The following is a 25,183-nucleotide window of genomic DNA, read 5'->3' on the forward strand; positions in this document are numbered from 1 at the left end:
ATTATACAGCATCCTACATGAAAAAGCCGTATCCTTGGTCATCTGTAAAGGCCGTACTGGATACGGCTTTTCATGTGCTCTTTTATTTGAAGAATACCTGCAGAATCTGGAAGATATTGTGAAATTTCAGCCTCTGTGGATGATATTGACGGTTTGCATATACTGTTTCCTGGAATTAAGTGAAATGTAAGGAAGTCTTTCCACAGGCTCTGGTATAATGTGTGTGAAGGATTGCGGAAAGCATCATGCATGGATAACGCAAGCAGTATGATTGACAGATGAAGTACAGGAGGAATGGACATGAATATACTGGTAGTGGATGATGAAAAGGAAATTGCCGGGCTTGTGGAAATTTATTTAAAAAATGAAAATTATAAGGTGGATGTATGCTATACAGGGACACAGGCTCTGCAGAATATACGGACACGTTCCTACGATCTGGCCATATTGGATGTCATGCTTCCGGATATGGATGGCTTTAGCATTTGTAGGACCATTCGTCAGAACTACACATGGCCCATTATCATGCTGACAGCGAAGGAGCAGGATATTGATAAAATCAATGGATTGATGATCGGGGCTGATGATTATATGACCAAGCCGTTTCAGCCGCTGGAGCTGATTGCCCGCGTCAAGGCGCAGCTTAGAAGATACAAGCGCTATAATGTTCAGCAGAAGGCAAAGGAGCTAAGTTATCTGGGGCTTGTCATGAATCAGGAACAGCATATATGCAGGTTGAATGAGAAAGACCTGAATCTTACACCGATTGAATTTCGTCTTTTATGGTATCTGTGTGAGCGTCAGGGAAAGGTTGTCAGTGCAAGGGAGTTGTACACCGCAATCTGGCAGGAGGAATATCTCTCATCCAGCAACAATACCCTGATGGTACATATCCGGCATATCCGTGAAAAGATGAAGGATCGCGGAGAACACCCGCGCTATATACAAAATGTCTGGGGTGTGGGCTATAAGCTGGGAGAAACACTATGAAACGCACTGTATGGATACTGCTTGCAGCAATCGCAGTGGTCGCTGGAGTTTATCTCGCTGCGGATCTGCTGGGCAACGGTATGCTGCGGGAATTTTTGTCCGAACAGTTTTTCTATATGGAAGAATATACGGATACGACAGGTATCCTGCATCAGTATCTTTCTCCCAACTGGTATCGAATCAAGCAGCTGCTTTTTTTGCTGACGGCACTGGTTGTTGTAATTTGTATTGTCTGCGTGCGGACACAAAGCAGCCGTGTCGCTATGAAGCACAGGGCTGAGATAGAAAAGGCGATGGAAACGGCCCTGCATCAGTTTTTGGAGGATCGCGATTTTTATCTTCCGGAGGGCTTTGGTAATATAGAGGCACTTCTGCTGCAGATTCGAGCAAAGGAGCAGAAGCAGCTGGCAATGCTGGAGAAGCAGACACGTCAGAAGCATGATTTGATATCGTATCTGGCCCATGACATGAAGACACCGCTGGCTTCAGTCATCGGGTATCTGAACCTATTGAACGATGTATCGGATGTTCCAAAAGCACAGCGGGATACCTACATCCGTATCACCCTTGATAAGGCGGAACGACTGGAACAGCTGATTGATGAATTTTTTGATATAACGCGCTTTAATCTTCATGATATCGTTGTTTCAAGAGGGAGGATTGCGTTGAATTTTCTGCTGGAACAGCTAAAGGAGCAGTTCTATCCGACTCTGCTTGCACAGCATAAGGAGCTGAAGCTGGATATTGCAGAGGGCTCTGTTTGTTACGGTGATGCGGATAAGCTTGCCAGAGCTTTCAATAATGTATTGAAAAACGCTATTTCCTATAGCTATCCCAATACCGTGATACGGGTAGCAGTCAAACAGGAAGCAGAGCATATCCTGCTGGAATTCCACAATCAGGGGGATGAAATTCCAGAACAGAAGCTGGAGATGATTTTCGAAAAATTCTTCCGACTGGATAAAGCCAGATCCACAGCATCCGGTGGAGCCGGTCTTGGTCTTGCAATCGCAAAGGAAATCGTCGAGGCCCACGGAGGCAGCATCTATGCGGACAGTAATATGGAGGAAACAGTTTTCTATATAAAGCTTCCCATGCCCGCAACGGATACAGAGCTGCAGTCAGCATGATTGATGTGCTGCATCTGGAGGCAGAGAATGTACAAGGCTACAAACTGTAACCAATGCTCTTGGTTTATGATGAAAGCACCTGCGGGTGTTTTTTTTCTTCGACGAGAAAGCTGTTATGCAGTGAATGCGTTTTTGCTGCGGATAAGATTGGCGAAGACTATTTGATAAACGAAACAGAATTCGCTGGCTGATTATGCTGTTTCAATTTACGGAAAACATGGATTTCAGACTGAAAAAGGAGTCCGCTGTGTGTGGGTGATGCGATGTTTATGTTTACCGCGCTTGTAATTTTTTTATATGGAAGTACTTGCTTTTGACCTCATTCTAATCAACTTCAGCATGTGCCTTTTCTTGAAGCCTTTCGGCGTATGCAAAGTGAACAAACAAGCAACGCAAGGAGTTAAGTGATAATTAAGTAAGTGCTAAGTCTGTGTTTTCAACTATCTGTGCAATTCATGGTTCAATAGAGTCATGAAGGAGCTGATACGATGAAACGATTTAAAAAACTGCTGCTGGCTGGTGTACTGCTTACAGGTCTTGTCTGTTATTTACGACCGATGATTTCCAAGGAGGATAAGGTGAATCTCCAAATCAGAAACACAGAAGAGCAGCCGATCAAGATAAGCAGCGAATTATACAGTAAGAATTATATCCTTATCCGGCAAAAGGATAACAAGGTGATGCTGAAGGAAAGGGAAGAAGAAGCGATTGCTCCGGCATCCTTAACCAAGCTTATGACAGTATATACGGCATTACAGCATATTGATGATTTGCAGAAAACCGTACGTATTCCAGCCTCCATATTCCCGCAGCTGGAAAAGGAGCAGGCGTCAATGGCCGGTTTTTTACCGGATGAGGAGGTAACCTATGAGGATTTGATTTATGGAGCATTACTGCCAAGCGGCGCTGATGCATCTATGACCCTGGCCATTTCGCTGTATGGCAGTGAGGACGCATTTGTTGCCGAAATGAATGCGCAGGCTGAAAAACTGAAGCTGAAGCAAACCAGATTTCAAAACTGTACAGGACTTGATGAAGCCGGGCATGTGAGCAGCGTCCGTGATATTGCATGGATACTGGACGAGGCATTAAAGCTTCCTAAATTTGCAGAGGCTTTTCATGCAACCAACTACGTTATGGCTCCCAGCAATATGCATCCGGAAGGAATGACCATCTATTCCACTATGCGGATGACCATGGATCAAAACGAGTTGTCACAGGATGATATTTTGGGCGGGAAGACCGGATATACAAAGAAAGCCGGTCTATGTCTTGCCACACAGGCACGTATCCATGAGGAAACGTGGTTGTTTGTCAGCGCTCATGCGGCTGGTTCTGCTACAACAAAGCCATATCACATTCTGGATGCGATAAACGTGTATGAAGCTCTCGCAAGGCTTTATGCATAAGCCTGAATCCGGAGGTGGAAATAAGAGGCAATCGCCCGGCACAGCTTGTCTGACTACAGGCAGATTCATCTCAGGAAAAACAAGGCAGACATACAGCTTAAGACTGTGTTCGCGGCATTGTCTATGATTCACTGCTAAAGGTGGTATCCTCTGTGCTGCAACATATCCGGTTAAAGATTCAGGAAAATGCAAAGACAGACCATATGCGGTGTATACTGTATGTGGTCTGTCTTTTCTACATATCAGGCATGCACGCAGCATTTCTCTATCATAGTGTCCCTCGGATCCCTTTTTTTATGGTGTTGCTTTTTCTAATCATACAAAAGATAAAAAAGCACACGATCGGTAGAATACACTGAGCCATGGATTATCAGATGGAAGCACGGATGATGGAATGTTGGTTGGAAGTGATACATACATAAAGGGTATCGTACTGGTAATGAGGCTTACTGTTATCGCGGGTCTATGAGATATGCACCCCATAAAAGCAATTCCTATAGATATCGGAGTAAAATACCTCAGTTTTTCCGGCATATGCACTGATTTAAAACATGCAATACAACAAATCACCCGTTTTTCAGCTGATTTGTTGTTGCAATCTTTTTACCGTTTTCTCTGACCATCTGAAGCAGGTGGAACCTCAAGCTTATATCCTCTGTTTTATCTACGGTGTAGATAGCTTCTATTATCAAAATGTGAGGATAGCCTAACTTAAAGTTTTTATGATAAACAGTATATAACAGTTGACAACAGTTATATACTGTTATATACTGTTTGTGAACAGAGGAGGTATCTTATGAAAATCATTATTAACAACTCTTCTATGACTCCGATTTATGAACAGGTAGTAGAGCAAATAAAGGCTATGATCCTGAGCGAGGAGCTGGAGGAAGGCGATATTCTGCCATCTGTTCGTTCTCTATCCAAGGAACTGAAAATATCCGCTCTGACAGTCAAGAAAGCGTACGATAATCTGGAGGCTGAAGGATTTGCGGTTACTGTTCATGGCAAGGGCACCTATGTAGCCGGACTGAACAGGGCCCTGGTGATGGAGGAACATAAGAAGGAAATCGAAGCCGATTTGGACAAGGCCATTCAAAAAGGCAGAAGCTGCGGGATGGAGGACAGCGACCTGCTGGAACTGTTCCATCTGCTATTGGAGGAATGAATATGCTGAAACTGCAAAATGTTGTGAAAAACTACGGTGCCTTTTCTCTGCACTGCTCGTTGGAGCTGAAAAGCGGACAGATCAGTGCGCTGATCGGGCAAAATGGTGCTGGTAAAAGCACAACCTTTAAAGCCATTCTGGGATTGATTTCTATTGATGGCGGGGAAATTGAGGTATTGGGAAAGCCTGTACAGGAGCTGACACCGGAGGAAAAAGAATATGTGGGTGTCGTATTATCTGATTCCGGCTTCAGTGGATATCTGAATATCAAGGATATCCTTCCCGTAATGGACAATATGTACACGAAATTTGAAAAAGCGGAATTTCTGCGACAGTGCCAGAGATTTGCGTTGCCGATGGATAAACAGATTCGGGATTTTTCAACCGGAATGAAGGCCAAGCTGAAGGCATTGATTGCTCTTTCCCATCATGCGAAGGTGCTTATTCTTGATGAACCGACAGCCGGTCTGGATGTGGTCGCAAGGGATGAACTGCTGGATTTGCTTCGGGAGTATATGGAACAGCATGAGGATGCCTGTATGCTGGTTAGCTCCCATATCTCTTCCGATTTGGAGGGACTGTGTGATGATCTGTATATGATTCATGAGGGAAAGATTGTTATGCATGAGGATACAGATGTGTTGCTGAGTGATTACGCTTTGCTGAAGATGGATGAACGCCAGTATGCGGATTTGGATAAGCGCTATTTGCTTCGCCGGCGCAAGGAACCCTATGGCTATGCTGTACTGACCAGCCAAAAACAGTTTTATATGGAAAACTATCCGCAGCTTGCTGTGGAAAAAGGGTCCATTGATGATGTGATTATGATGATGATACGAGGTGAACAGATATGAAAGGTTTATTGATTAAGGACTTCAAGCTGATGAAAAATCAGAAGAATTTCTTCTTTATCATGATATTTATAGCGGCAGCCATGTTGTTTGCTGAATTTGAATCAACCTTCGTTGTCAGCTATTTCACAATGATCGCTTCTATGTTTGTGCTGAGTACGATCAGCTATGACGAATATGACAACGGCTATGCCTTTCTGTTTTCCATGCCTTTTTCCAGAACGTCCTATGTGAAGGAAAAATATGTATTCTCTATTTTAGTTGGAGGCGGTGCATGGCTGCTTTCGGTGGTACTGTCGGGAATTCTCATTACTATTCGCAATCCGCAGATAAGCGTCATGGACTGGCTGCCGATTGATCTGCTATATATTTGCATCGTCCTTCTGTTTGCGGCTGTCATGATCCCTGTACAGCTGAAATTCGGCGGAGAACGGGGGAGAGTAGCATTGCTGCTTACTGTTGGTGTTGCCGTGCTGGGAAGTATGGGAGTCATAAAGCTTCTTGAAATACTGCAGGTAGATCTGGATGCTGTTCTGGCATCTATGAGTACAATGAATATGATGCAGATCGGAGGTGCTGCAGGGATATTCTCGGTAGTGCTGCTTGCGATATCCTACCGCATCAGCTGTCGTGTTATGAAAAACAAAGAATTCTAAAGCAATCATAAAACGATATATAGGGATAGCCGACACCGGGCTGTCTCTTTTCTTTTGGAAAGGCTTCTAGAAAAAAGGACTCTCAAAGTGTAAAGGGGGGTGACGCAGTCAAGGGTAATTGACAGGGCTGTAATAGCAAGGCGGAAGCAGTCGGATCATAGGAATTTACTACTTCCGGTTTTTCAGCTTTTTATATGCGTACCCTGATCTGCGTAAGAGGCATGGTAAAATCATACGTGTAGTATTCTGTAAATACCTTTCACGTACATGAAAGGTTAAATCAGCTCATGTATCGCTTCATCTCCTCTGCTTCAGCTTTTTCATAATTTCGATACAGGTCACTCAGTACGGACATGGAGGTTTGTGTTCTGCGATTTTTAGCAGTGTGCAATTACTGGTATGATACGATATACACATCTTTAGCTTTCTTCATGCAGTATTTCTTTAAAGGCTGCCTGCTGTATCCGGAACAATTTAAAAATACAGTGATTGCTTTAGAATTACGGGAAAGCCATTCCTTTTACGGGAATGGCTTTGTCAACCTACGATTGCTGCATAGGTTTCATAGATGGAATTCCATGTATAACGTCCGACGAGCCCATCTACGGCCAGACCGAATTCCCGCTGATAGGCACGTACGGCGCGATCCAGTCCTGGTCCGAAGCGGCTGTCAACGGTTACAGATGGAATGGATGGATAGCTTTCTGAGATAATGGAAAGGAAATACTGCAGCTGTTGCACTTCGATGCCGACATCCCCCTGACGCAGCACCTTTCCGGTCCATAAACCAGTAAAATAACCTTCCAATCTGCCAAGACTTCCCAGCTCCGCCAGCTTGCGGACTGCGACATAAATTCGGGAAATCTGATACCAGGTGGACTGCCCGACAATCCCATCTACGGTAAGGTCAAACTGCCGCTGAAAGGCTCTTACCGCACTCTCTGTTTGCGGTCCGAAAACAGCATCGGGTGGATAGATTAACGGAATGTTGGGATAATTGACAGCGATTCCGTTCAACAGCTCCTGAATGATAAACACCGGCTGACCGCTGCTTCCAAGCCGCAGGGCATAGCCGGGATAGGAAGGAGTGTATGGCTGCCAGTTATCTGTTTCCAGAAATTGCATTTGATCACCGTAATAATATCGGATGATGCCATAGGAATCATATCCGCGATTTGCCAGATCAAGTGTTCCCCACTGCTTCAGCCCCGGACACTGAGCTCTTTTTCCATCGCAATATTCCGCATAATACGGCTCCCTGTAAAACGGCTTTTTCAGATAATCTCCCATAACCTCATCCACAACCGCAGCGATATTATCATAGATATTACGACCGGGAACAAATGCCTGATCAAAGGCTGTGGAATTGGTGATATCAAAGGAATACCCTCTGCTTCGATACCATTCCGTGTAAATACGGTTTAGGGCAAGGGACATCTGACACCAGATATTTGCCCGCAAAGCTTCATACGGCCATGTCGGATAGATTTCACTGGATGCGACATTCTTGATATAATCGACAAAGCCAATGGTAACATTCTGTGCACTGGCTGTCGGTCTTCCCAGATGAACGGTAATCGTCGTGGGAAGGATGATTTCTTCTAGCATGAGCGACATCCTCCTCCCTCAAAAAGCTGATGCTCACCGATATCAAGGGAATTGCCAGCACCCCGGACTCCGGAATTTTGCATGACAACGCTCAGCGTTGAATCGGTTTCTGCAAATATCTGTACACCGTTGCGAACTTCTGTATCGTAGCCTTCTTTGGCAACGTGAATATCATACTGACCATACGGGCGAGTCAGTGAGTGAATGTCTGTTGAATGCGAGCTATCCGGAGCATTCAATTCAATACGTTGTGTTTTACCGAATTCATCTGTACTGCATTCCATGATAAATATAGATCCGCGCTCATCCCGTCGAAAGACACTGATCTGCGCATTGGGAATGGGCTGTGCGGTTTCCTCCATGGTTTCAACCATGACATATCCTGTAGTGATAGTATCACCTCCTTTACAGCGTATGCCGCAAATGTCCGTGGTATCGGGTCAATCGCCTTTCTGTGCCGGCGCGAATTACAGAAATATTTCACTACTGTGATATTTTTGTGATTAACATTACATATACTTGAAAAGGTGAAGATGATGAAAAGAAAAAAATACCTACTGGGTGCAGGACTGCTGTGTACCATACTGGCAGCATCCTTCTGTCTGTCGCACATTACCTCCGTTTCTGCCAAACGTGCCTTCCATGCACTGGATGGTGTGGAAATCGTATTGGATCCCGGACATGGGGGAAAGGATGACGGTGCCCGCAGCAACGAAGCGAAGGAACAGGAAATCAATCTGAAAATTGCACAGAAGTTGAAGAAGCTGTTGGAGGAAGGCGGTGCCCATGTGACGATGACCCGTGACGGTGCCTATGATCTGGCAAGCGAAGGTGCTTCGAACCGCAAACGCGAGGATATGAAAAAGCGTATCGAGCTGATCAATCAGGACAAGACGGATCTGTTCATGAGCATCCATTTGAATTCCTATCCTAACACAAGTGTAAAGGGGGCTCAGGCCTTTTATGCTCCAAAGAATGAGGTATCCAAGGTATTTGCGGATATTGTGCAGAAGCATTTCCGCGCACTGACGCAGACGAAGATGACAAGCAAGCCGGGAGATTATTATATTCTGAATAATGCGCAGAAGATCGGTTCTCTTGTAGAGTGCGGATTTCTATCGAATGCAGAGGATCGTGCGAAGCTTATTACCGATGAATATCAGCAAAAGGTGGCGCAGACGCTGTATGACAGTATACTGGAATATTTCAATTTCCTGTCGTGAGAATACCGATAACCGAATGAGAATGTGATTTAAAAGCTGCTGTATAGGCGGGTGTACAGCATGGCGAATAGAATGACTGCTTCATAGCAGCCGTAATAATCTGTAGGACAGGGCAAAGGAGCGCCGTATGTGCTGCTGTAGGATGCGTTTATAGCCGACTTTGCCTTGATTACAGCCTGTACAGAAAACTCTGCATGCTTATCCTATGAAACATACAGAATGAGCTGCTGAACCTTGGATGAGCTCCTGATAGGGATGTTCCCGTTGTGAATGCTATCGGTTATATCTTTGTTATTCAACCGGATTTGTATGGCATAGTTCTTCTGATCTGCATAAAGGTGAAAGGTTCTTCGCTTTCCTTTAAAGAGTGCATATCGTTCACTGCTGTTTCGATGGTGCGCTTTGCCGTCGAATAGAGTACCGCTGCCTCGTACTTCAATCTGCAGCAGACAACGCTCCTGTCTGCCCTGCGGTTCCATGAAAACTGTAATGGCAGAGCAAAGACCCTGTGTTTGCCGCATGAATAGGCAATGCATCACAATCAGAAATAGTCCTGTACAAAGGATAATTTTGGTCAGATAAAAAAATGTTTTTCTCATGTGCTTCCTTTCCTGTGCAAAAATCAAGATACACATCGTGAACAGAAAAGCCCTGTACCACATAATATGTATTATGTAGTACAGGACATTGTTAGTGCGCAGGAGGCAGGACTGCAATCAAAGGCAGGGAAACGGTCAGCTGGGCAAATGATCTGTTTAAGAAAAAAAGATGAATAGCTGATGATATCTTCCTCAGTTATGTAAGAATATATGGTAAAATATACCTGTAAGCAGAATATGAGTGCTACCACATAATACATATTATGTGGTATTTTTCAACAGAGGCGTACCAGATCCATGCGGGACAGTGTCTTCTCATATTCCTGAAAGCTGGTCATCGTATACACCCTGGTGGTCTCAATGGAGGAGTGCCCGAGGATATCCGCCAGTCGAACCACATCCTTTTCCATACTGTAGAAGGTGAAGGCGAACAAATGCCGCAGATTATGCGGAAAAACCTTATTGCTGCTGACATTGGCATGGAGACACAGCTTTTTCATCGCTTTCCAGATATTGCTGCGATCCAGCGGTCTTCCGGAATTCGTGACGAAAACACTGCCGGATGTTATCTTTTTTCTTTTACAGTATGCCAGCAGCTGTTTACGCAGTCTGGATGGAAAGAATATATAGCGGAGCTTACCTTTATTCTGCACGGCTGCCTTTCTGCTTTTTACAGCTTCCACAGTAATGAATCGATGCTCGGATACACGGATTCCGGTCGCGCATATGGTTTGAAGCAGCAGATACATACGCTCATTATGGGTATCCTGCGCTGCTTTTAAAAGTCTGGCATAGTCTTTCTTAGTCAGCTCTCTCTCTTTCTCAATACAGGTTCTTTTCTGTATTTTCAATAGCTTTACCCGATATCCGGGCTGATTGATAAAGGTGAAAAAACAGTTAATTGCAACAAGCATGCTGTTGATGCTTACCGAGGTATAGGATTTCATCAGCTCCTCCTTATACTTTATAATACACTGCTTCGTCAGAGTCTTTTCGGAAGAAAGGTAGGCAAAGAGTCTGGTAATATCCCGGATGTATTTTTGTACGGTCAATGTACTTTTTTCTTCCTCGATTAAATGGATTCTGAAAATATCAATCTGCTCAAATGCTTCTGTATAGTCCATGCTGGTTCCTCCTGTAATCATTGTTATGTACCATATCATAGCACAAATCCGGCTTTGATCTCACCGATGTGGCTTGTGGAAAACAGAGAGCACTCCGGCTTGACGGCTTTTTGTGATAAAAAAATTAAAAATATGTTGACATCATGTTTTGCTTGTGGTATTATTTACAGGCATTCGATGGAAATGGGCCTGTAGCTCAGGTGGTTAGAGCGCACCCCTGATAAGGGTGAGGTCGTTGGTTCAAGTCCATTCAGGCCCACCATCGAATTTCAATATACATGGGGTGTTAGCTCAGCTGGGAGAGCACCTGCCTTGCACGCAGGGGGTCATCGGTTCGATCCCGATACGCTCCACCATATAACATGATCAGGTTATTTACATTTCGCCGAACGGTTAAAAAAGACCTTAATTAAAGGCTTTGAGAGATGTATAACCTGTTTTTTATTTTATTCTGATTTTCGTGTTATCCGTGTTTACATTTCGTGTTTCAGGCATATACTGTTCACTGCGTTGACCAAAGCTCATAAAAAGATTTTAAAATACTAATTGAAATGAATAATATGAAGCATAGCAAAGCGTGATGACCAGCTTTTGCTTCCTTCCAGGCTTGATTTGTTGTACGAAAATGACAGTCAGGCAGGTGATATCGGTATCGCAGGTTTACGTTAGAAAGGTCAGTTCTCTGTTAGGATAAACTGGAAGATACATGGTTGGATCTTTTATGAGTGTTTGACTGATTACAGGAATACAAACCGACTTTTTGCGTTTCTGAATGATCGTATGGCGTTGTGAAAACAATGCATGCTATAATACAGTTGGTAAAAGGGTGTGATCAAATGGATAAAAGCTATCACTGGATCAACGATTCAGTCAAAATTGATTTTGCCTTGCCTTCCATGATTCAGGAGCTGGTGGATGAGCTGGAGGAAATGGATCGGAAGGAAGACTGGTCATACTTTGACAGATGTGGATTCATTGAGAATATTACAAAAGAATTTGTTATCAATAAAGAAATGACCAGCAAACAGAGGGATATCCTATGTCAAAGATATCGTGGAGGATAAACACATGTATTTGATTGATTTTAACAAGTGTCAGGAAAATAACAAAGCCTATGGTGGGATGGCTGGCAGTAAGCTTGGAATCATTTATCAGGGGGAGGACTGGATTCTGAAATTTCCTAAATCTACAAAGGGAATGAGAAAAACGGAAATTGCTTATACAACCTCTCCGTTATCTGAGTATATAGGCAGTCATATTTATCAGATTCTCGGCTATCCTGTACATGAAACCAAATTAGGGACAAAGGATAACAAACTGGTTGTTGCATGTAAAGATTTTACGGATTCACATGTTCGATTACAGGAATTCAGAGAAATCAAAAACTATTACAATAAAGAACTGGAGGCAATTCTGGAAGATACAGTAACAGATAGCAACAGTGTTGGCAGTACAAGTCTTCACGCGGTAAAGGCACATCTGAACTATAATTCCCTATTGTATATGATTGATGGAATGTCAGAGAGGTTCTGGGATTGTGTCATGATCGACGGGCTGATAAATAATAATGATCGCAATAGCGGAAACTGGGGTATCCTGCGATATTCCGATGGCAGTATATCGCTGGCGCCTGTATTTGATAACGGTGCTTCTTTTTCCACGAAGATTTCCGATGAGAAAATAAACGACATGTTGAAGAATGAAGATAGGATTCTCAGCAGTGCAATCAGCACAGTCACCGGATATAATATCGACGGAAAGGCACTGCAGTTCGGTGCGCTATTGAAGCTTGAAGATAAAGATATTCATAATGCAGTAAAGCGTGTCGTTCCACAGATACAGAGGCATATGGATGCGATAACTGCTTTCATTTATGCTATTCCCAATGCAGATAACGGTATAGAAATCATCAGTGAAATACGTAAAGAGTTTTATATAAAGGGAATGGAGCTTCGATTGCAAAAGCTCCTGTTGCCGGCATACGAATATACCATGCGAGCAGTGCTGTAACAGGTAAGTTTTTCACTTCACGTGCGTTGAATTATCATGTTTGAGAAATCGAGATAATTCAGAAAGAGGAAATATGAGTGTGTTCAGACTTTACGTATTGATCCGGCTACCCTGTGCTGTTAATGTTTTATCGCAGATCTTTAGACGCAGTTTGTGATACAGACATAAAAAACAATAACCGAGAGTATACATAATGATATTCATATAGTGAAGTCGTATAAGAACTTGCGGCTTCGTAAAATTATCAGCTTTGTGTCTTTACCATATAAAATCTCTTAATAGCTTGCGAAAAAATGATAAAAACCTTGTTGACACACGAAAAAAGTAGTGGTATTATATATGAGCATTCGATGGAAACGGGCCTGTAGCTCAGGTGGTTAGAGCGCACCCCTGATAAGGGTGAGGTCGTTGGTTCAAGTCCATTCAGGCCCACCATCGAATTTCAATATACATGGGGTGTTAGCTCAGCTGGGAGAGCACCTGCTTTGCACGCAGGGGGTCATCGGTTCGATCCCGATACGCTCCACCATGATAACATATTGAAGGATTCCAATCCTAACGGTCGGAATCCTTTTTTATTATACACGGCATGCTTGTATCTGAATGAGGATGCCTATACGATGCAGATTGCTTGTTCTCAGGTCTTTTTCACGGTAAACAATAACTGCGCTTTTGTTGTATTCGGCTCCCGAAAGATGTCCTGCGGCTTTATATTTACATCATCACAAAGATACCAGTACCAGTATTCTGCTGGATTATTCGCAAAACAGATGCACATATCGTCAAGCTGCATATCCGCTATGCGCTGTCCGTCCATGCGAATCAAATGGCTGTAGGTGACGGCATGTTCGCTGTCATCCTGCCTTGTCAGCGTATAGCTTTTTCCTAATGCATCATAGCTTATCAGAAAATCCTGCGTGGAATCCCTGGCATCCTTTATGCGTATCGTTGATAAAGAAACAGTATCCAGTCCCTTTAAAAAGGATATCCAGCCACTTCCGTCTACGAGATCATTGGTATCATGCAACGTAAGATCCGGGCACCTTCTGGCGATATCCGGGTAGGCAGTCTCTACTGCTGTCTGTTGAAAAAGATAGCCGCCCATGGAATTTAAAAGCATATAAAATATGAGGAACATAGATTTCATGATCTTCGCCTCCTTCTATCCGGTATACGATAAAGTAAGGGAAAATATTTCAACTGTATTTCTTTTTGTCTGAAAATAGTGTACCATAAGGCATGGTGATGAAAAATGAAATATGTGAACAGCAGGGATCTGATGATGTTTTTGCCGCAGCCAATCACAAAGCTGGGTGTATTTGAAGCGGAAACCGTGGATGCTGCACTGACTATGTGTGCGGATGCGTTTCCTAAAATCGAGCAGGAATTTAAAGTGACGGTAGATTTTGCCACATTTAAATTTCAGCTGTTGAAAACAATGGGGGAATTTTTATATAAATGTGCCGAATGTCCGCATGAATGCCTGAAAAATCCGCGCAAGCATGTGGAGGAGGAACGCTATATCAGAAATCATATCAAGCTTCCTCTGTGGCCGAAGCGTATGCAGAAGAACAATGCAGAAAACTTTTTTCTTATGGAATATATTCTGACCTATGCAGATATCCTGTTCCGCTATCTCCTCGATGCGGGTATACCGCAGGAACAAGCCAATCTTATAGCGACCAATGCGCTGGATCAGCTGGCACTGTGGGTGGATGAGAACTGTATTCGCAAATGCGGGTATGCATGTATCCGTCGTAGCGAATCATCCGGATATTGTACGCTTTGCTCCTATATGATTCAGCCGTTAGCCTGTCCAAACAAAAAGGAAGTCACTCTGCGTCAGCTGGGAATGCAGGAGGAAGACCTTGTGTGCATGCGTCGGGAATTCAAATAGCTTTAACTTTGCAGCCGGAACCTGATGGAAATGCCTTGGCTGCTTTTTTTTCGTTAAATCCCTGAAGCAGGGGTCAGTGAAAGTGCAATCTTCATAAAAAGTTAAGAAATCTTTTGTTGACCTAAAGTGCACATCATTGTATACAATAAAGGTAGTTATGTGTTTTTAATAGGTAAAAGCAGGATGGCTGAATACTTGAAGGGAGAACGGATGAGAACGAGTGAACGAATATTACAGGAAGTGAAAAAGGCAGTGATCGGAAAGGATGAGCTGCTGGAAAAAATCCTGATGGCAATACTGGCCAATGGTCATATTCTGATGGAGGATATGCCGGGGGTGGGGAAAACAACAATCGCACGGGCGTTTGCGGATGCGATGCAGCTGGATTGCCGGAGAATGCAATTTACAGTGGATGTATTACCGGCAGATGTTACCGGCTTTAGTGTGATTGATCCGCAGACGGGTAAGACACAGATACGCAAGGGGGCAGTTTTTACCAATCTGTTTCTCGCTGATGAAATCAATCGTACCTCCTCCCGTACACAGGCAGCCTTACTGGAGGTAATGGAAGAGGGCAGTGTCAGCGTTGACGGGATAACCATGACGCTGGAACAGCCGTTTCTGGTGATTGCGACACAAAATCCTTACGGCTCTGCAGGAACACAGCAGCTCCCGGAGAGTCAGCTGGACCGTTTCATGATCCGCCTGGAAATCGGTTATCCGCAGGAGCATGATGAAATTGAAATCCTCAAGCGTAAGCAGAATCCGCAAAGCTACCGTGTGCAGTGTGTCGCGCAGCGCACCCAGATTCTGGAAATGCAGAAGGCCTGCAGGGAGGTGTTTGTACACGATTCCCTTTATCATTACATCATTCAGCTGCTGCAGGCGACAAGAAACAATCAGCGCATTTATCGGGGAGCGAGTCCAAGAGCAGGGGTAGCTCTGCTTGACATGTCCAAGGCCTGTGCTCTTTTGCAGGGGCGTGATTATGTGGTACCGGAGGATATTCAGAATGTCTTTGTGGATACCATCGCCCATCGTATTCTCATGCAGCCATCACACAGCATAGATGCCGCAACGGCAAAGGATGCGCTGACACAGCTCCTGCACCATATACAGCCACCGCACACAAGAAGGAAGGGGCTATGATCCGTTCCTGGCTCGCCTATCTGCTTCTGCTGCTTCTGGATGCTCTGGCATGGATAAGCATTGACGGGTATCTGTATTATCTCCTGCTGCGTGTGCTGCTTATGCTTCCTCTACTCAGCCTGCTTCTGTTTATCGCCGGAAACCGGTTCCTGAAGCTGCAGCTGAAAACGAGTAAAAAGGGCTGTGTAATTCATATGCCAACCAGTCTTCCCCTGCTTGTATGCAGTGGTATTCGAATACAGGGATCGTGGAAGAATTGCTTTTATGAAAGCAGCGAAACGATTTCTCTGGAAGTGAAGCACAGGGAACAGAAATTGCAAATACCGAAGCTGGGGAGCGGAAAGTATGAGCTGCAGCTGACCTCCATCCAGACCAGGGATCTTCTCGGACTATTTCGCAAAACCCAATCATGGGACAAGGAGGTAACGACCTTTTGTTTCCCACAGCCCTGTACGGTTACGCAAGTGCAGTATACAAACCTTCTGCAGGAAGCTCGCCAGAGTCTCACCGGTGTTTTCAGCAGTGATTATGAGCTGAAGGAGCACCATGAGGGAGAGCCTGTGCGCCGGATTCACTATAAAGCAAGCTATCGGTTGCAGAAAACGATGGTACGTGAATTTCAGAAGGAGGAATCTGCCGTTGTACTGCTTCATCTTTGTTTTCCACAGGAGCAAGAAATCTGTGAGCGCCTTCTGGCAATCGCCTGTGGAATCTGTCGGAAAGCAAGTCCGCAGGATCTTGTTCGTATTCGCTGGCGGACAGCAGGAGGAAGACAGACGGCAGAGCTGCAAGGTCCTCAGGATATGGAAGGCTTTTTACGAAAACTGCTATCCATGCCGCGCTTTTGTGAAGTATCCCGCGATTCGCAGGATGCCCTGTATCTGGACGAGGCATTTGCGGCTCTTTTCGAACAGGAGGCCGGTATATGAAAAAACAAGTGATACCCGCGCTGTTGCTTTTGATGGGAATGCTTTCCTCTCTCGGTGTATTTCTGTTCGCATTTCCTTTTTGGGATGCAGTTCTCTGGATGCTGTACATACCGGTACTGATTTTTGCTGTAGTTGTGTATAACCGTCTGCTGCTTCGCCGCAGGAAAAAGGTGATACTGATACTGGCAGGAGGCATGCTTCTGCTTGGGGTACTCAGCTTTTCACTGCTGCAGGAGGGGGCTCATATCGCCTATAATATTATTACTGAGGTGTATCACGATGCCAGCGGCTATGTGTTCTATCCCTACGATGTAACCGATACTGCCATGCTGTACCGGCTTTCGCTGACCTGGCTGCTGCTGTATGCGAGCATATGGCTGTTTTGCGGTATGCTGACCTTCTGGAATACGCGTCGTTATTTTGCGTTATTTATGCTCTCCTTTCTCCCGGTGTTTTTTACACTGCTTTATCAGACACCGATTCCCTGGCTGTTTGCCGTTTCGCTTATCATATTCTGGTTTATGCTGCTTCTCTCGCGCAAAGGAGTGACAGACGGACATGGGGGATATGTACGGCTGAGTGCTTTCGGATTAAGTGTAATCTGCGTGCTGCTTACCTTTTTTACTTCGCTGCCGGATACCTATGAAATGCGAAGCACCAGCGGTTCGCTTCGTGAGCGGCTGCTGCAGCGTGTGGATGAGCTTGCCTATTTCCTAACCCATGCCGGGGAAGATGAGGGAGAGGTGGATCTGGGGAAGGCGTCAAATCGGTATTACACCGGTGCAACGCAGCTGGTTGTGCGATCTGAGGATGCACGCGGTACCATCTACCTGAAAAGCTACAGCGGCGCGCTGTATGAGGATAATCGCTGGCAGTCGCTGCCGGAATCCAGCTATGCAGCTCTGAAATCCTATGACTGGAAGGATGTGGATATGTGGCTTGATAAGAAAAATCCCGCCTTTACACAGATTTTGCAAAAAACAGGGGCTTTGATGCATCTGGAGATAGAGGATCATCGCGCATCCAAACGCTATGCTCTGACACCGTATCTTATGAAAGATGCTTTGCCGGAAACAACACCGTGGTATGACGCTTATCGTCTGGAGCATGATGATACCATGCGTTATACTGCCTATGCATTATCCAGTACGACCATAAATGGTGATTCCACTGTGAAAGCAGATGCATATCCCGCCTTTGTCAAGGAGCACTATCTCCAGATTCCTGCCAATCTAAAAAGGCTGTTTGATGAACGTAAGCCTTTTAAAAAGCTGACCTCCCTAACGGGTGAACATCTGACATATGATATTCAGACAACCATTCAGGAATACTTAAGAGAAACGACCAGCTATACACTGAAGCCTGGAAGAACCCCGGATGACCGGGATTTTGTAGAATTTTTTCTGACTGAGAATAAGAAGGGCTATTGCGTGCATTATGCAACCACGGCAGTTATGCTGTTTCGTTATATGGGGATACCTGCACGTTATGCGGAAGGCTTTTCCTTTCAGGCCCAAGCTATGAGTGGCGGCAGTATGGAGGTACCGGATGAAAGTGCACATGCATGGGTGGAAATCTTCGATTCGGAAAAAGGGTGGATTCCGGTTGAGGTGACACCGGGCTTTGAGAGTGAAAGCAAGCCGTCCTCCCAAACAACTGTGCAGGGACAGGAGCAGGGTGGTACGACGACAGCAAAGACGGAAACACCAAAAGAGCAGACAGACAGGAAGACGGGGAACGCTGCAAAGAATCAACAAATCGAAAAAGAGCAAGGCGATACGCCTGCAGGCTTTGCCAAGGCCGGTCTTGCAGCCTTACTGATAGCTTTGCCGGTGTTGATTTGTGTGCTTCAACGACGACTGCGTATTGCCTACAGAGAAAGACAGTGTCTGCAGCGGGATGCAAAAAAGGCGGTTTATTACAGCTATCGTTATCTGCTCAGCTTTATGGAGGATGAAAGCCTGCCGCAGACGATACACGCCCTGTGTGAAAAAGCCTTATATTCTCCGCATGTGATGACAAGGCAGGAGGCAGAGCTTGTTTACGGCTACGCGCAAAAGCAGGCAGGAAAGCTGCTGCATTCATCTCCTCTCAGGAAACGGTGGAAGCTTCTCTATCTTAGAGCAATTGGCTGATACAGACTTGTATGTGCACTGAGGCATGCAGGAAGAAATTGTCCGGCGTTTACTGACGATAAGCGAAAGCCCAAAACAGTGCCTTCAAAATCATCTGCATTCGCTTATTCATACATGTACATATGGTTCTGTATCCCGTTCACAGGGTTTGCTGTTCAGGAAGGGGCTGCCTGTGTCAATACCATCATCACAACGGCAGGCAGATATAGAAAAAGCAGCTGCTTTAACGGGGGTCCTCCTTACGTTAGGGGGTATGCAAAAGGGAGACTTCAACTTCTATTGATGAATACAATCGAGTTGAAGTCTCCCTGTTTTAAGCTTACCCACAAACGGGAAAGAATCTTGAACGGCGGCTGCACATGTATTTATGAATTCTCCAGCTTGCTTAGCGCCTTTGCTTCAAAGGCTTCTTTTTTTACTATGAAGCGATCGTGGTCTGCTGTACCGATCAAATCCCTCTCATCTCTAGCAATGATGTGAAAGGAAACCTTTTTGCGGTCTACAGCTGTGATTTCCACTTCAGCCGTTACCGTCATACCAGCAGGAGTTGCTACATCGTGAGTTGTCCGCATCATAACGCCGACGCTGGTTTCTCCTTCCTCCAGAAACTGATTCAGACAGGCTGCAGCGGTATTCTCCATAAGCGCAATCATCATCGGTGTCGCATAGACATCTACAATTCCGCTGCCAACATGGGAGGCCAGCATGCTTTCTTCCACTGTGATCTTTTTGGTTAGCTTTGTATGCAATTTGATTTCTTTCATAAACGTACCTTCCTTTTTATGCTTCATATTATAGCATAAAACAGGGAAAAGCTTCCATACTAACGGTAGAAATTGGAGGTATGCATATGTTTATTTATGATACAAAACTGCCCTTTGAGGTGCGGATTACGCGACCGGATATGAAATACTACCTTTTGCTGGATCGCCAGCTGAAGGGCTGCAGCAGCGGTTTGAAGCAGGCGGCAGTCTATATACGACAGAGCTTCATGATCAACAATCCGACCTTCCATGATATTTTTATGCGACTGGGTGCACGACAGATCAGTGATATGGAGGTACTCAGCTGTATTATTCATCAAATGCATGGGGAGGATGATCGTTATTATGATGAATCAAACGATGATACACCTGTTTTTGAATTTATCAAGCCGTGCCATACGCAGGAGGATCACTGTAGCTGTCAGCCGGAATCAGAAGAGGAACAGCACCATGTGAACAATGATTTAACTGCTGCAGTGATGCGGGATATGCAGTATGAGGAAGAACAGATTCATATATATGAGGAGCTGATTCGCTATATTCAGGATGATGGTGCGGATGAAGCCTTTTCCTATCTGCTGGACAGTGCGAAAAAAGCGATGGATACCTTACGGAATCTGCTGCATATTCTAACGACACACACGGAAATGAAGGATTTTGGAGAAGGGGACACCCATAATGCCTGGGATCTGGATACATCCAATTATTTTGACAAACCGAATCCAACCTTTGTGAATCCTTCGGATATCGAGGACTTCCCGTTTAAAAAATAAGCTCTTACGATACAAAAATACGTTTACGAAATCTGGCTATATGTTGAAAACAAACAGCAGGTGCATCCCGATTGCTTTGCAGGGATATCCTGCTTTTTTTATATTTTGAAAGATTACACAAAAGGTTATATTGGTATAGATGACAGCAGCCTTTTCATCCCTTTAGAGCTTGTGTACAGCACATTGCTTACGTGCTGTGCAAATGATATGCTTTTCCTGTATAATAAGGACAGGTGATGATATCGATGAGAGAAGAAAATCTGCGGGAACGTAAAAAGCGGCGCAGAGCCTGTGTTCGCCGTCTGCGAATGCTACTGGTGCTGTTTTCTATATTTTTAATTGCTTATATGGTGTTTTCCTATTTTCTGCTGAAGCTGATGCTGGAGGATGTTCATATAGCTTTTCTGCGCAATTTCCTGTTTCACAGTGTCGCTTTGCTGGTATGGCTTGCGGTGATTCGTATGCTGTGGAGCTGTCGCAGGCTGGGGAGGCTGTTATTTCAGATGCTGTCTCTTGTAAATCTCTATACGCTGTATGAGCTGCCTGCGCTGTTTCGAATTGATATCGCAAAGGAAAATTCCCTTCTGCGAATCGTATTTATTCTTATGGTGGCGGGGAAAGCAGCTTTGGCATTGTATATGTCGTGGAGCCTGCAAAGAAATCCGCAGATAATCTACATATGGAAACCGCATAGCACGGAAGCGGACAATGAAATGCAGGGAAAAGCGATGAGCCCGGTCAATTTTTCACAGAAGGAGCATATACAGCATGATCACCGGCTGGATATACGGGCAAGAAACCGCATCCGCGCCTGCTCTGTTGCCTTGCTGCTATATCAGTATGGTATGCTGGTTCTGCTGTATCTTCTCATGTTTGTTTTCCGATATTACAGCAGCGATCATGAAGGGATGCAGTTTATGCAGCGAACCTTGCTGCTGGCTTCCCTGTTTTCCGCCTTGATCTGGTCTCTTCCGGCGGTATCACTGTTTCTCTATAAGCCATGGAGCCGATGGATTATACCCGTTATGTGGGGGACGGAGCTGCTGCGGTTGCTTTTCACCCTTCCACAGCTTGCCGATGTGTTTCAGACGCAGAACTATCAGCTGCTTTCCTGGGGAATCCTTATTGTAACGGAGCTGCTGCGCTACCTTTTGCTGTATCGTCTGCTGCAGTATTTTCTGAAGGACCCCTTTGTTCGCGTCTATTGGATGCGCAGATATCATGAAGGCATTCAGGAAGACCAGGAATTGTAACTAGTGATGAAGAGAAATGAACTTCATATTCTATGGGTTCCATGATATACTAAAAGTACATTGGAAAGATAATGCAGGAGGTTATTTTATGGAAATGAACAAGTATATCGATCATACACTGCTGAAAGCAGATGCTACGTATGACAAAATTGAAACACTGTGTGCAGAAGCGAAGGAATATGATTTTGCAAGCGTATGTGTTAACAGCTACTGGGTATCAGCATGTGCAGAGCTGCTGAAGGGAACAGACGTTAAGGTTTGTACCGTGGTAGGCTTCCCGCTGGGAGCTATGAGTACCAAAGCCAAGGCTTTTGAAACAGCTGCTGCTATTGCAGACGGTGCTAAGGAAATCGATATGGTTTTGAATATCGGAGAAATGAAGGCCGGACATTACGATGCGGTACGCGCTGATGTAAAAGCTGTTGTGGAAGTAGCTGAAGGTAACTGTGTCAAGGTCATTCTGGAAAACTGTCTGCTGACAAAGGAAGAAATCGTAAAAGCATGCGAGCTTTGTGTGGAAGCCGGTGCTGCATTTGTTAAAACATCAACCGGATTCTCAACAAGCGGAGCTACACCTGAGGATGTCAAGCTGATGAAGGATACCGTGAAGGGGCGTTGTCTGGTGAAAGCAGCCGGAGGAGTACGCTGCTATGAGGATATGGAGAAAATGGTGGAAGCCGGAGCAGATCGTATCGGTACAAGTGCCGGCGTGAAGCTGATGCAGAAAGAAACCAGTGACGGAGGATATTAACAGCGGGAAACCGCTGTTTTTTGCTATTTGAAGAACGCTGAATCCTTTGGAAGCTACTTCTCTAAATTGCTTTTCATAGGAGGATGCGGATACAGTAGCCGGAATCATTCGGTTATAAATATAATCTAAATTCAGGATAACTTGCCATGGCAGGGCTTCCGCTTTCATCCGCATGGCTGTGGACAGAAATAAAATCCTAAAAAATCCTAAAAAAATCCTAAAAAATTTGCTATTTTTTCTTGCCAAACACAAAATCTTATGATATTATATTTAAGCACTTAAGAAACGCCTTAATAGCTCAGTTGGTAGAGCATCCGGCTGTTAACCGGCAGGTCACAGGTTCAAGTCCTGTTTAAGGCGCCATGATAACAGGTAACCCCGTAGATATCGGGGTTTTTTTATTTTCAGGAACATGCTGACGTTCGTTTTGACGTACGATATGCAGCGGATGTGTTATACTAAGAGCTTGGAAAATTAATCAACGAATAGACAGTATCGCCGCGGATTACCATGCAGTTGACGCTGTTCGATGGATGAAGCAACACGTTACGTGCAATGCATTCTATGTGATTTGTTTCATTGGCGCTGAGCGGTGTTTTACTGTGAGCGCTTGCGATTTGCGTTCTCCTTCTGTATAATGAACGCAAGAGGTGATGTGAAGTGAGCAAATAATCCAGACGGTTTTTTGAATCAGACATACAGATGTACGCCTGTTCACCAATGGATTACAGACTCTTTTTCACATGATGTTGCCAAAATTTTTTCCATAGCTTTTTTAGTGTGAATTCATAGAGCCTTCGAATCCTGTTTGAACAGGTGCAGAAGGTTTTTTTATAGGAGGACTGTATATGAAAGCAGCAGTTTGTTTATACGACGGTTTTTGTAATTTCGAATTTAGCGTTTTGCTGGAATCCCTTGCTTTGGCCGATTGTCAGATCGACTACATAGCCAAGACATTGAAACCGGTGCGTGCGGAGGAGGGCTTCCTCGCTCTTGGCGAGTATACCTGGGGGACGATTTGTGCAGATGATTATGATGTGCTGGTTTTAACCGGTATCGGAGCAAAGGATGACAGCAGTGACTGGATTCTGGCAGACGAGGAGCTGTTATCCCTGATTCGCTCCTTTGATAAAGCAGGGAAGCTGATTGCGGCGATTTCCTGTGCTCCCATTATATTAGTGAATGCCGGTATTATGAATGAACGGCGCTATGTTGCTTCCGTTGATCGGGAATGCTTCATGGCGGGCGGTGCCTGTACCTCGGTGGAGCTCAGTGCTGGGCAGATGAAGGGATTGCTTGATATGAAGGAGCAGAAAAAGCATCCCGAGCTTCACGGCTATGTGCAGGACGGGAATGTTATAACCGCGAACGGCTGGTGGTTCCGGGAATGGGCGATGGCTGTCTGCAAGGCTCTGCAGCTGCCTTTCTATCCGAAATCATTTGGTCTGGAGACAGAAGAAGCTGAAGAAGAATAGGAGTTCCGGATGAACTCTTTCGCATTCTCTGCTATAATAGGGAATAGAAAAGAGGATGAGAATACGATATGAAACAAATTGATAGAATCAGAAAATTTTCGGATGCCTTTGGACCCAGCGGTTTTGAAGATGCTGTAGTTGCGTATGCGCAGGAAGAGGTACGTGAAATCTGTACATGTAAAGAGGACCATATGCGCAATCTGTATATGAATTTGAAGGGAAACAGTCAGGGTGGTGTAAACATCATGCTGGATGCGCACAGTGATGAGGTAGGGTTCATCGTTCAGGCGGTGAAAAGCAACGGGCTCCTGCGGTTTCTGCCGCTGGGCGGCTGGGATGTGAAGAACATCATTGCGAATAAGGTGCTCATTAAAAACAGAGACGGCAAACTGATTCCGGGGATTGTCTGCAGCAAGCCGGTACACTTTATGAATGCTTCCGAGCAGGGAAAGGCTCTGGATTTTGCCGATGTATTGATTGATGTCGGTGCGACGAGTGCACAGGAGGTACAGGAATCCTTCCGCATCGGTATTGGTGCACCGATCGTTCCTGATGTTACCTGTACCTATGACGAAGAGCATCAAACGTTTATGGGAAAGGCATTTGATAATCGTATCGGATGTGCCGCCGTTGTGGAAACACTCTGTCGACTGCATGGACGTACACTCACGAATACCGTCAGTGCAACCCTGTCCTCCCAGGAGGAGGTTGGCGAACGCGGTATGACCTGTGTGATGAACAACGTGAAGCCGGATGTTGTGATTTGTTTTGAAGGATGCCCTGCAGATGACAGCTTCGAAGAGGAATATATGATTCAAAGTGCCTTGAAAAAGGGACCGATGCTGCGGCATTTCGACCGTTCCATGATTACATCCCCAAGATTTCAACGCTTTGCTTTAGAGCTTGCCCATGCAAATGACATTCCGGTTCAGGAGAGTGTACGAAAAGGGGGAGGTACCAATGGCGGTATTACACATACGGCACAATTCGGCATTCCAACAATCGTCATCGGTGTACCGGTTCGCTATGCACATTCCTCCTATGGGATTCTGGCTTATCAGGACTATGAGCATGCTGTTGAACTGGCAGTTCAGATTGTTGAAGGGCTGAGTAAAGATATCGCAGAGAGCTTTTGATTCCTTCCGCCGTGCCTGCAGAAAAGGACAAGCCTGTGTTCAGGTATTCCGGATTTATAAAAAATTTACAATTCCATCTGGTGCTGGCTCTTTACATATGCCACAACCTCTGATACAATAGCAATCAAATTCATAACAGAAAAGGAGAGATAT

Annotated in this window: 24 protein-coding genes and 5 tRNA genes; 23 read left to right on the plus strand and 6 right to left on the minus strand. The window is 45.0% G+C overall.

The annotated features are described in order from the left end of the window. The first annotated feature begins 294 nt into the window (after window positions 1-294). The 6 genes from vanR to ACESPQ_RS03225 all read left to right on the plus strand — a co-directional run bounded on the left by vanR (window position 295) and on the right by ACESPQ_RS03225 (window position 6,204). On the plus strand, window positions 295-990 hold the full coding sequence (gene vanR / locus ACESPQ_RS03200) for a VanR-ABDEGLN family response regulator transcription factor (protein WP_009588790.1): 696 nt from the start codon (window positions 295-297) through the stop codon (window positions 988-990). Then, complete coding sequence (locus ACESPQ_RS03205; protein WP_257376446.1) at window positions 987-2,120, plus strand: sensor histidine kinase; 1,134 nt, start codon at window positions 987-989, stop codon at window positions 2,118-2,120. Before vanR ends, ACESPQ_RS03205 begins: the two co-directional genes overlap by 4 nt. Before the next feature lie 488 nt (window positions 2,121-2,608). After that, complete coding sequence (locus tag ACESPQ_RS03210) at window positions 2,609-3,529, plus strand: D-alanyl-D-alanine carboxypeptidase family protein (RefSeq protein WP_373143924.1); 921 nt, start codon at window positions 2,609-2,611, stop codon at window positions 3,527-3,529. 796 nt (window positions 3,530-4,325) lie between these two features. After that, on the plus strand, window positions 4,326-4,697 hold the full coding sequence (locus ACESPQ_RS03215) for a GntR family transcriptional regulator (protein ID WP_002605751.1): 372 nt from the start codon (window positions 4,326-4,328) through the stop codon (window positions 4,695-4,697). A gap of 2 nt (window positions 4,698-4,699) precedes the next feature. Next, entirely contained in the window at window positions 4,700-5,551 is an 852-nt protein-coding gene (locus ACESPQ_RS03220; RefSeq protein ID WP_065532141.1) for an ABC transporter ATP-binding protein, read from the plus strand. Next, on the plus strand, window positions 5,548-6,204 hold the full coding sequence (locus ACESPQ_RS03225; protein ID WP_009270534.1) for an ABC-2 transporter permease: 657 nt from the start codon (window positions 5,548-5,550) through the stop codon (window positions 6,202-6,204). The genes ACESPQ_RS03220 and ACESPQ_RS03225 overlap by 4 nt, the downstream gene beginning before the upstream one ends. A gap of 537 nt (window positions 6,205-6,741) precedes the next feature. On the opposite strand, the gene ACESPQ_RS03230 is transcribed toward ACESPQ_RS03225, so the two are convergent. Then, a complete protein-coding gene (locus ACESPQ_RS03230; protein WP_008818665.1) occupies window positions 6,742-7,812 on the minus strand; it encodes a peptidoglycan-binding protein in 1,071 nt (356 codons plus the stop codon). Next, window positions 7,806-8,186 carry a carboxypeptidase-like regulatory domain-containing protein gene (locus ACESPQ_RS03235; protein ID WP_109769719.1) on the minus strand — a complete coding sequence of 127 codons (381 nt, stop codon included), beginning with the start codon at window positions 8,184-8,186 and terminating at the stop codon, window positions 7,806-7,808. Before ACESPQ_RS03235 ends, ACESPQ_RS03230 begins: the two co-directional genes overlap by 7 nt. 162 nt (window positions 8,187-8,348) lie before the next feature. On the opposite strand from ACESPQ_RS03235, the gene ACESPQ_RS03240 reads away from it, so the two are divergent. Next, a complete protein-coding gene (locus ACESPQ_RS03240; protein WP_233104468.1) occupies window positions 8,349-9,035 on the plus strand; it encodes an N-acetylmuramoyl-L-alanine amidase in 687 nt (228 codons plus the stop codon). A 203-nt stretch (window positions 9,036-9,238) separates the two neighbouring features. On the opposite strand, the gene ACESPQ_RS03245 is transcribed toward ACESPQ_RS03240, so the two are convergent. Together ACESPQ_RS03245 and ACESPQ_RS03250 are read right to left on the minus strand one after the other, a co-directional pair. Further along, entirely contained in the window at window positions 9,239-9,634 is a 396-nt protein-coding gene (locus tag ACESPQ_RS03245; RefSeq protein ID WP_118002845.1) for a hypothetical protein, read from the minus strand. Window positions 9,635-9,909: 275 nt separating this feature from the next. Then, complete coding sequence (locus ACESPQ_RS03250; protein ID WP_044908329.1) at window positions 9,910-10,758, minus strand: tyrosine-type recombinase/integrase; 849 nt, start codon at window positions 10,756-10,758, stop codon at window positions 9,910-9,912. Window positions 10,759-10,943: 185 nt separating this feature from the next. Here ACESPQ_RS03250 and ACESPQ_RS03255 point away from each other — a divergent pair. From ACESPQ_RS03255 to ACESPQ_RS03280, 6 genes are all read left to right on the plus strand, one after another. Beyond that, window positions 10,944-11,020: transfer RNA gene (locus tag ACESPQ_RS03255), tRNA-Ile, on the plus strand. 18 nt (window positions 11,021-11,038) lie between these two features. Next, a tRNA-Ala gene (locus ACESPQ_RS03260) sits at window positions 11,039-11,114 on the plus strand. 480 nt (window positions 11,115-11,594) lie between these two features. Beyond that, complete coding sequence (locus tag ACESPQ_RS03265) at window positions 11,595-11,822, plus strand: hypothetical protein (protein ID WP_002605743.1); 228 nt, start codon at window positions 11,595-11,597, stop codon at window positions 11,820-11,822. 4 nt (window positions 11,823-11,826) lie between these two features. Continuing rightward, window positions 11,827-12,768 (plus strand): HipA domain-containing protein, encoded by a 942-nt coding sequence (locus ACESPQ_RS03270; protein ID WP_109769717.1) that lies wholly within the window; start codon window positions 11,827-11,829, stop codon window positions 12,766-12,768. Between the two features lie 358 nt (window positions 12,769-13,126). After that, a tRNA-Ile gene (locus ACESPQ_RS03275) sits at window positions 13,127-13,203 on the plus strand. A gap of 18 nt (window positions 13,204-13,221) precedes the next feature. Continuing rightward, window positions 13,222-13,297 (plus strand) — tRNA-Ala (locus tag ACESPQ_RS03280). 108 nt (window positions 13,298-13,405) lie between these two features. On the opposite strand, the gene ACESPQ_RS03285 is transcribed toward ACESPQ_RS03280, so the two are convergent. Then, on the minus strand, window positions 13,406-13,915 hold the full coding sequence (locus ACESPQ_RS03285) for a hypothetical protein (RefSeq protein ID WP_002611130.1): 510 nt from the start codon (window positions 13,913-13,915) through the stop codon (window positions 13,406-13,408). Window positions 13,916-14,020: 105 nt separating this feature from the next. Between ACESPQ_RS03285 and ACESPQ_RS03290 the strand changes: the two genes are divergently transcribed. The 4 genes from ACESPQ_RS03290 (at window position 14,021) to ACESPQ_RS03305 (ending at window position 18,878) form a co-directional block, all read left to right on the plus strand. Then, complete coding sequence (locus ACESPQ_RS03290; protein WP_009588792.1) at window positions 14,021-14,665, plus strand: hypothetical protein; 645 nt, start codon at window positions 14,021-14,023, stop codon at window positions 14,663-14,665. 183 nt (window positions 14,666-14,848) lie between these two features. Next, entirely contained in the window at window positions 14,849-15,814 is a 966-nt protein-coding gene (locus tag ACESPQ_RS03295) for an AAA family ATPase (RefSeq protein WP_373143928.1), read from the plus strand. Continuing rightward, window positions 15,811-16,743, plus strand: coding sequence for a DUF58 domain-containing protein (locus ACESPQ_RS03300; protein WP_009588868.1), 933 nt, complete (start codon window positions 15,811-15,813; stop codon window positions 16,741-16,743). Before ACESPQ_RS03295 ends, ACESPQ_RS03300 begins: the two co-directional genes overlap by 4 nt. Further along, window positions 16,740-18,878, plus strand: coding sequence for a transglutaminase domain-containing protein (locus ACESPQ_RS03305; protein ID WP_373143930.1), 2,139 nt, complete (start codon window positions 16,740-16,742; stop codon window positions 18,876-18,878). Before ACESPQ_RS03300 ends, ACESPQ_RS03305 begins: the two co-directional genes overlap by 4 nt. Before the next feature lie 365 nt (window positions 18,879-19,243). Here the strand turns inward: ACESPQ_RS03305 and ACESPQ_RS03310 are convergent, their stop codons facing one another. Then, a complete protein-coding gene (locus tag ACESPQ_RS03310; protein WP_373143932.1) occupies window positions 19,244-19,642 on the minus strand; it encodes a thioesterase family protein in 399 nt (132 codons plus the stop codon). 86 nt (window positions 19,643-19,728) lie between these two features. Between ACESPQ_RS03310 and ACESPQ_RS03315 the strand changes: the two genes are divergently transcribed. The 6 genes from ACESPQ_RS03315 (at window position 19,729) to ACESPQ_RS03340 (ending at window position 25,030) form a co-directional block, all read left to right on the plus strand. After that, window positions 19,729-20,415, plus strand: coding sequence for a manganese catalase family protein (locus tag ACESPQ_RS03315; RefSeq protein ID WP_118002691.1), 687 nt, complete (start codon window positions 19,729-19,731; stop codon window positions 20,413-20,415). A gap of 245 nt (window positions 20,416-20,660) precedes the next feature. After that, window positions 20,661-21,668: a hypothetical protein gene (locus ACESPQ_RS03320; RefSeq protein WP_233105527.1), complete on the plus strand. Its 1,008-nt coding sequence runs from the start codon at window positions 20,661-20,663 to the stop codon at window positions 21,666-21,668. A gap of 88 nt (window positions 21,669-21,756) precedes the next feature. Beyond that, window positions 21,757-22,419 carry a deoxyribose-phosphate aldolase gene (deoC, locus tag ACESPQ_RS03325; protein ID WP_373143934.1) on the plus strand — a complete coding sequence of 221 codons (663 nt, stop codon included), beginning with the start codon at window positions 21,757-21,759 and terminating at the stop codon, window positions 22,417-22,419. A 287-nt stretch (window positions 22,420-22,706) separates the two neighbouring features. Beyond that, a tRNA-Asn gene (locus tag ACESPQ_RS03330) sits at window positions 22,707-22,782 on the plus strand. 485 nt (window positions 22,783-23,267) lie between these two features. Then, window positions 23,268-23,894, plus strand: coding sequence for a DJ-1/PfpI family protein (locus tag ACESPQ_RS03335; protein WP_257333745.1), 627 nt, complete (start codon window positions 23,268-23,270; stop codon window positions 23,892-23,894). Between the two features lie 68 nt (window positions 23,895-23,962). Then, on the plus strand, window positions 23,963-25,030 hold the full coding sequence (locus ACESPQ_RS03340) for a M42 family metallopeptidase (protein ID WP_002611108.1): 1,068 nt from the start codon (window positions 23,963-23,965) through the stop codon (window positions 25,028-25,030). The last annotated feature ends 153 nt before the right edge of the window (window positions 25,031-25,183 follow it).

This window comes from Clostridium sp. HGF2, from assembly GCF_964240115.1.
Classification (GTDB): domain Bacteria; phylum Bacillota_I; class Bacilli_A; order Erysipelotrichales; family Erysipelotrichaceae; genus Clostridium_AQ; species Clostridium_AQ innocuum.

Excerpts from the sequence above, each read along its gene's own strand:
- ACESPQ_RS03240 (WP_233104468.1), top strand. The coding sequence starts at position 8,349 with ATGAAAAGAAAAAAATACCTACTGGGTGCAGGACTGCTGTGTACCATA.
- ACESPQ_RS03290 (WP_009588792.1), top strand. The coding sequence starts at position 14,021 with ATGAAATATGTGAACAGCAGGGATCTGATGATGTTTTTGCCGCAGCCA.
- ACESPQ_RS03295 (WP_373143928.1), top strand. The coding sequence starts at position 14,849 with ATGGCTGAATACTTGAAGGGAGAACGGATGAGAACGAGTGAACGAATA.
- ACESPQ_RS03220 (WP_065532141.1), top strand. The coding sequence starts at position 4,700 with ATGCTGAAACTGCAAAATGTTGTGAAAAACTACGGTGCCTTTTCTCTG.
- ACESPQ_RS03210 (WP_373143924.1), top strand. The coding sequence starts at position 2,609 with ATGAAACGATTTAAAAAACTGCTGCTGGCTGGTGTACTGCTTACAGGT.
- ACESPQ_RS03315 (WP_118002691.1), top strand. The coding sequence starts at position 19,729 with ATGTTTATTTATGATACAAAACTGCCCTTTGAGGTGCGGATTACGCGA.
- ACESPQ_RS03225 (WP_009270534.1), top strand. The coding sequence starts at position 5,548 with ATGAAAGGTTTATTGATTAAGGACTTCAAGCTGATGAAAAATCAGAAG.
- ACESPQ_RS03270 (WP_109769717.1), top strand. The coding sequence starts at position 11,827 with ATGTATTTGATTGATTTTAACAAGTGTCAGGAAAATAACAAAGCCTAT.
- ACESPQ_RS03320 (WP_233105527.1), top strand. The coding sequence starts at position 20,661 with ATGAGAGAAGAAAATCTGCGGGAACGTAAAAAGCGGCGCAGAGCCTGT.
- ACESPQ_RS03340 (WP_002611108.1), top strand. The coding sequence starts at position 23,963 with ATGAAACAAATTGATAGAATCAGAAAATTTTCGGATGCCTTTGGACCC.
- ACESPQ_RS03245 (WP_118002845.1), bottom strand. The coding sequence starts at position 9,634 with ATGAGAAAAACATTTTTTTATCTGACCAAAATTATCCTTTGTACAGGA.
- deoC (WP_373143934.1), top strand. The coding sequence starts at position 21,757 with ATGGAAATGAACAAGTATATCGATCATACACTGCTGAAAGCAGATGCT.
- ACESPQ_RS03205 (WP_257376446.1), top strand. The coding sequence starts at position 987 with ATGAAACGCACTGTATGGATACTGCTTGCAGCAATCGCAGTGGTCGCT.
- ACESPQ_RS03235 (WP_109769719.1), bottom strand. The coding sequence starts at position 8,186 with ATGGTTGAAACCATGGAGGAAACCGCACAGCCCATTCCCAATGCGCAG.
- ACESPQ_RS03230 (WP_008818665.1), bottom strand. The coding sequence starts at position 7,812 with ATGCTAGAAGAAATCATCCTTCCCACGACGATTACCGTTCATCTGGGA.
- vanR (WP_009588790.1), top strand. The coding sequence starts at position 295 with ATGGACATGAATATACTGGTAGTGGATGATGAAAAGGAAATTGCCGGG.
- ACESPQ_RS03250 (WP_044908329.1), bottom strand. The coding sequence starts at position 10,758 with ATGGACTATACAGAAGCATTTGAGCAGATTGATATTTTCAGAATCCAT.
- ACESPQ_RS03285 (WP_002611130.1), bottom strand. The coding sequence starts at position 13,915 with ATGAAATCTATGTTCCTCATATTTTATATGCTTTTAAATTCCATGGGC.
- ACESPQ_RS03300 (WP_009588868.1), top strand. The coding sequence starts at position 15,811 with ATGATCCGTTCCTGGCTCGCCTATCTGCTTCTGCTGCTTCTGGATGCT.
- ACESPQ_RS03305 (WP_373143930.1), top strand. The coding sequence starts at position 16,740 with ATGAAAAAACAAGTGATACCCGCGCTGTTGCTTTTGATGGGAATGCTT.
- ACESPQ_RS03310 (WP_373143932.1), bottom strand. The coding sequence starts at position 19,642 with ATGAAAGAAATCAAATTGCATACAAAGCTAACCAAAAAGATCACAGTG.
- ACESPQ_RS03215 (WP_002605751.1), top strand. The coding sequence starts at position 4,326 with ATGAAAATCATTATTAACAACTCTTCTATGACTCCGATTTATGAACAG.
- ACESPQ_RS03265 (WP_002605743.1), top strand. The coding sequence starts at position 11,595 with ATGGATAAAAGCTATCACTGGATCAACGATTCAGTCAAAATTGATTTT.
- ACESPQ_RS03335 (WP_257333745.1), top strand. The coding sequence starts at position 23,268 with ATGAAAGCAGCAGTTTGTTTATACGACGGTTTTTGTAATTTCGAATTT.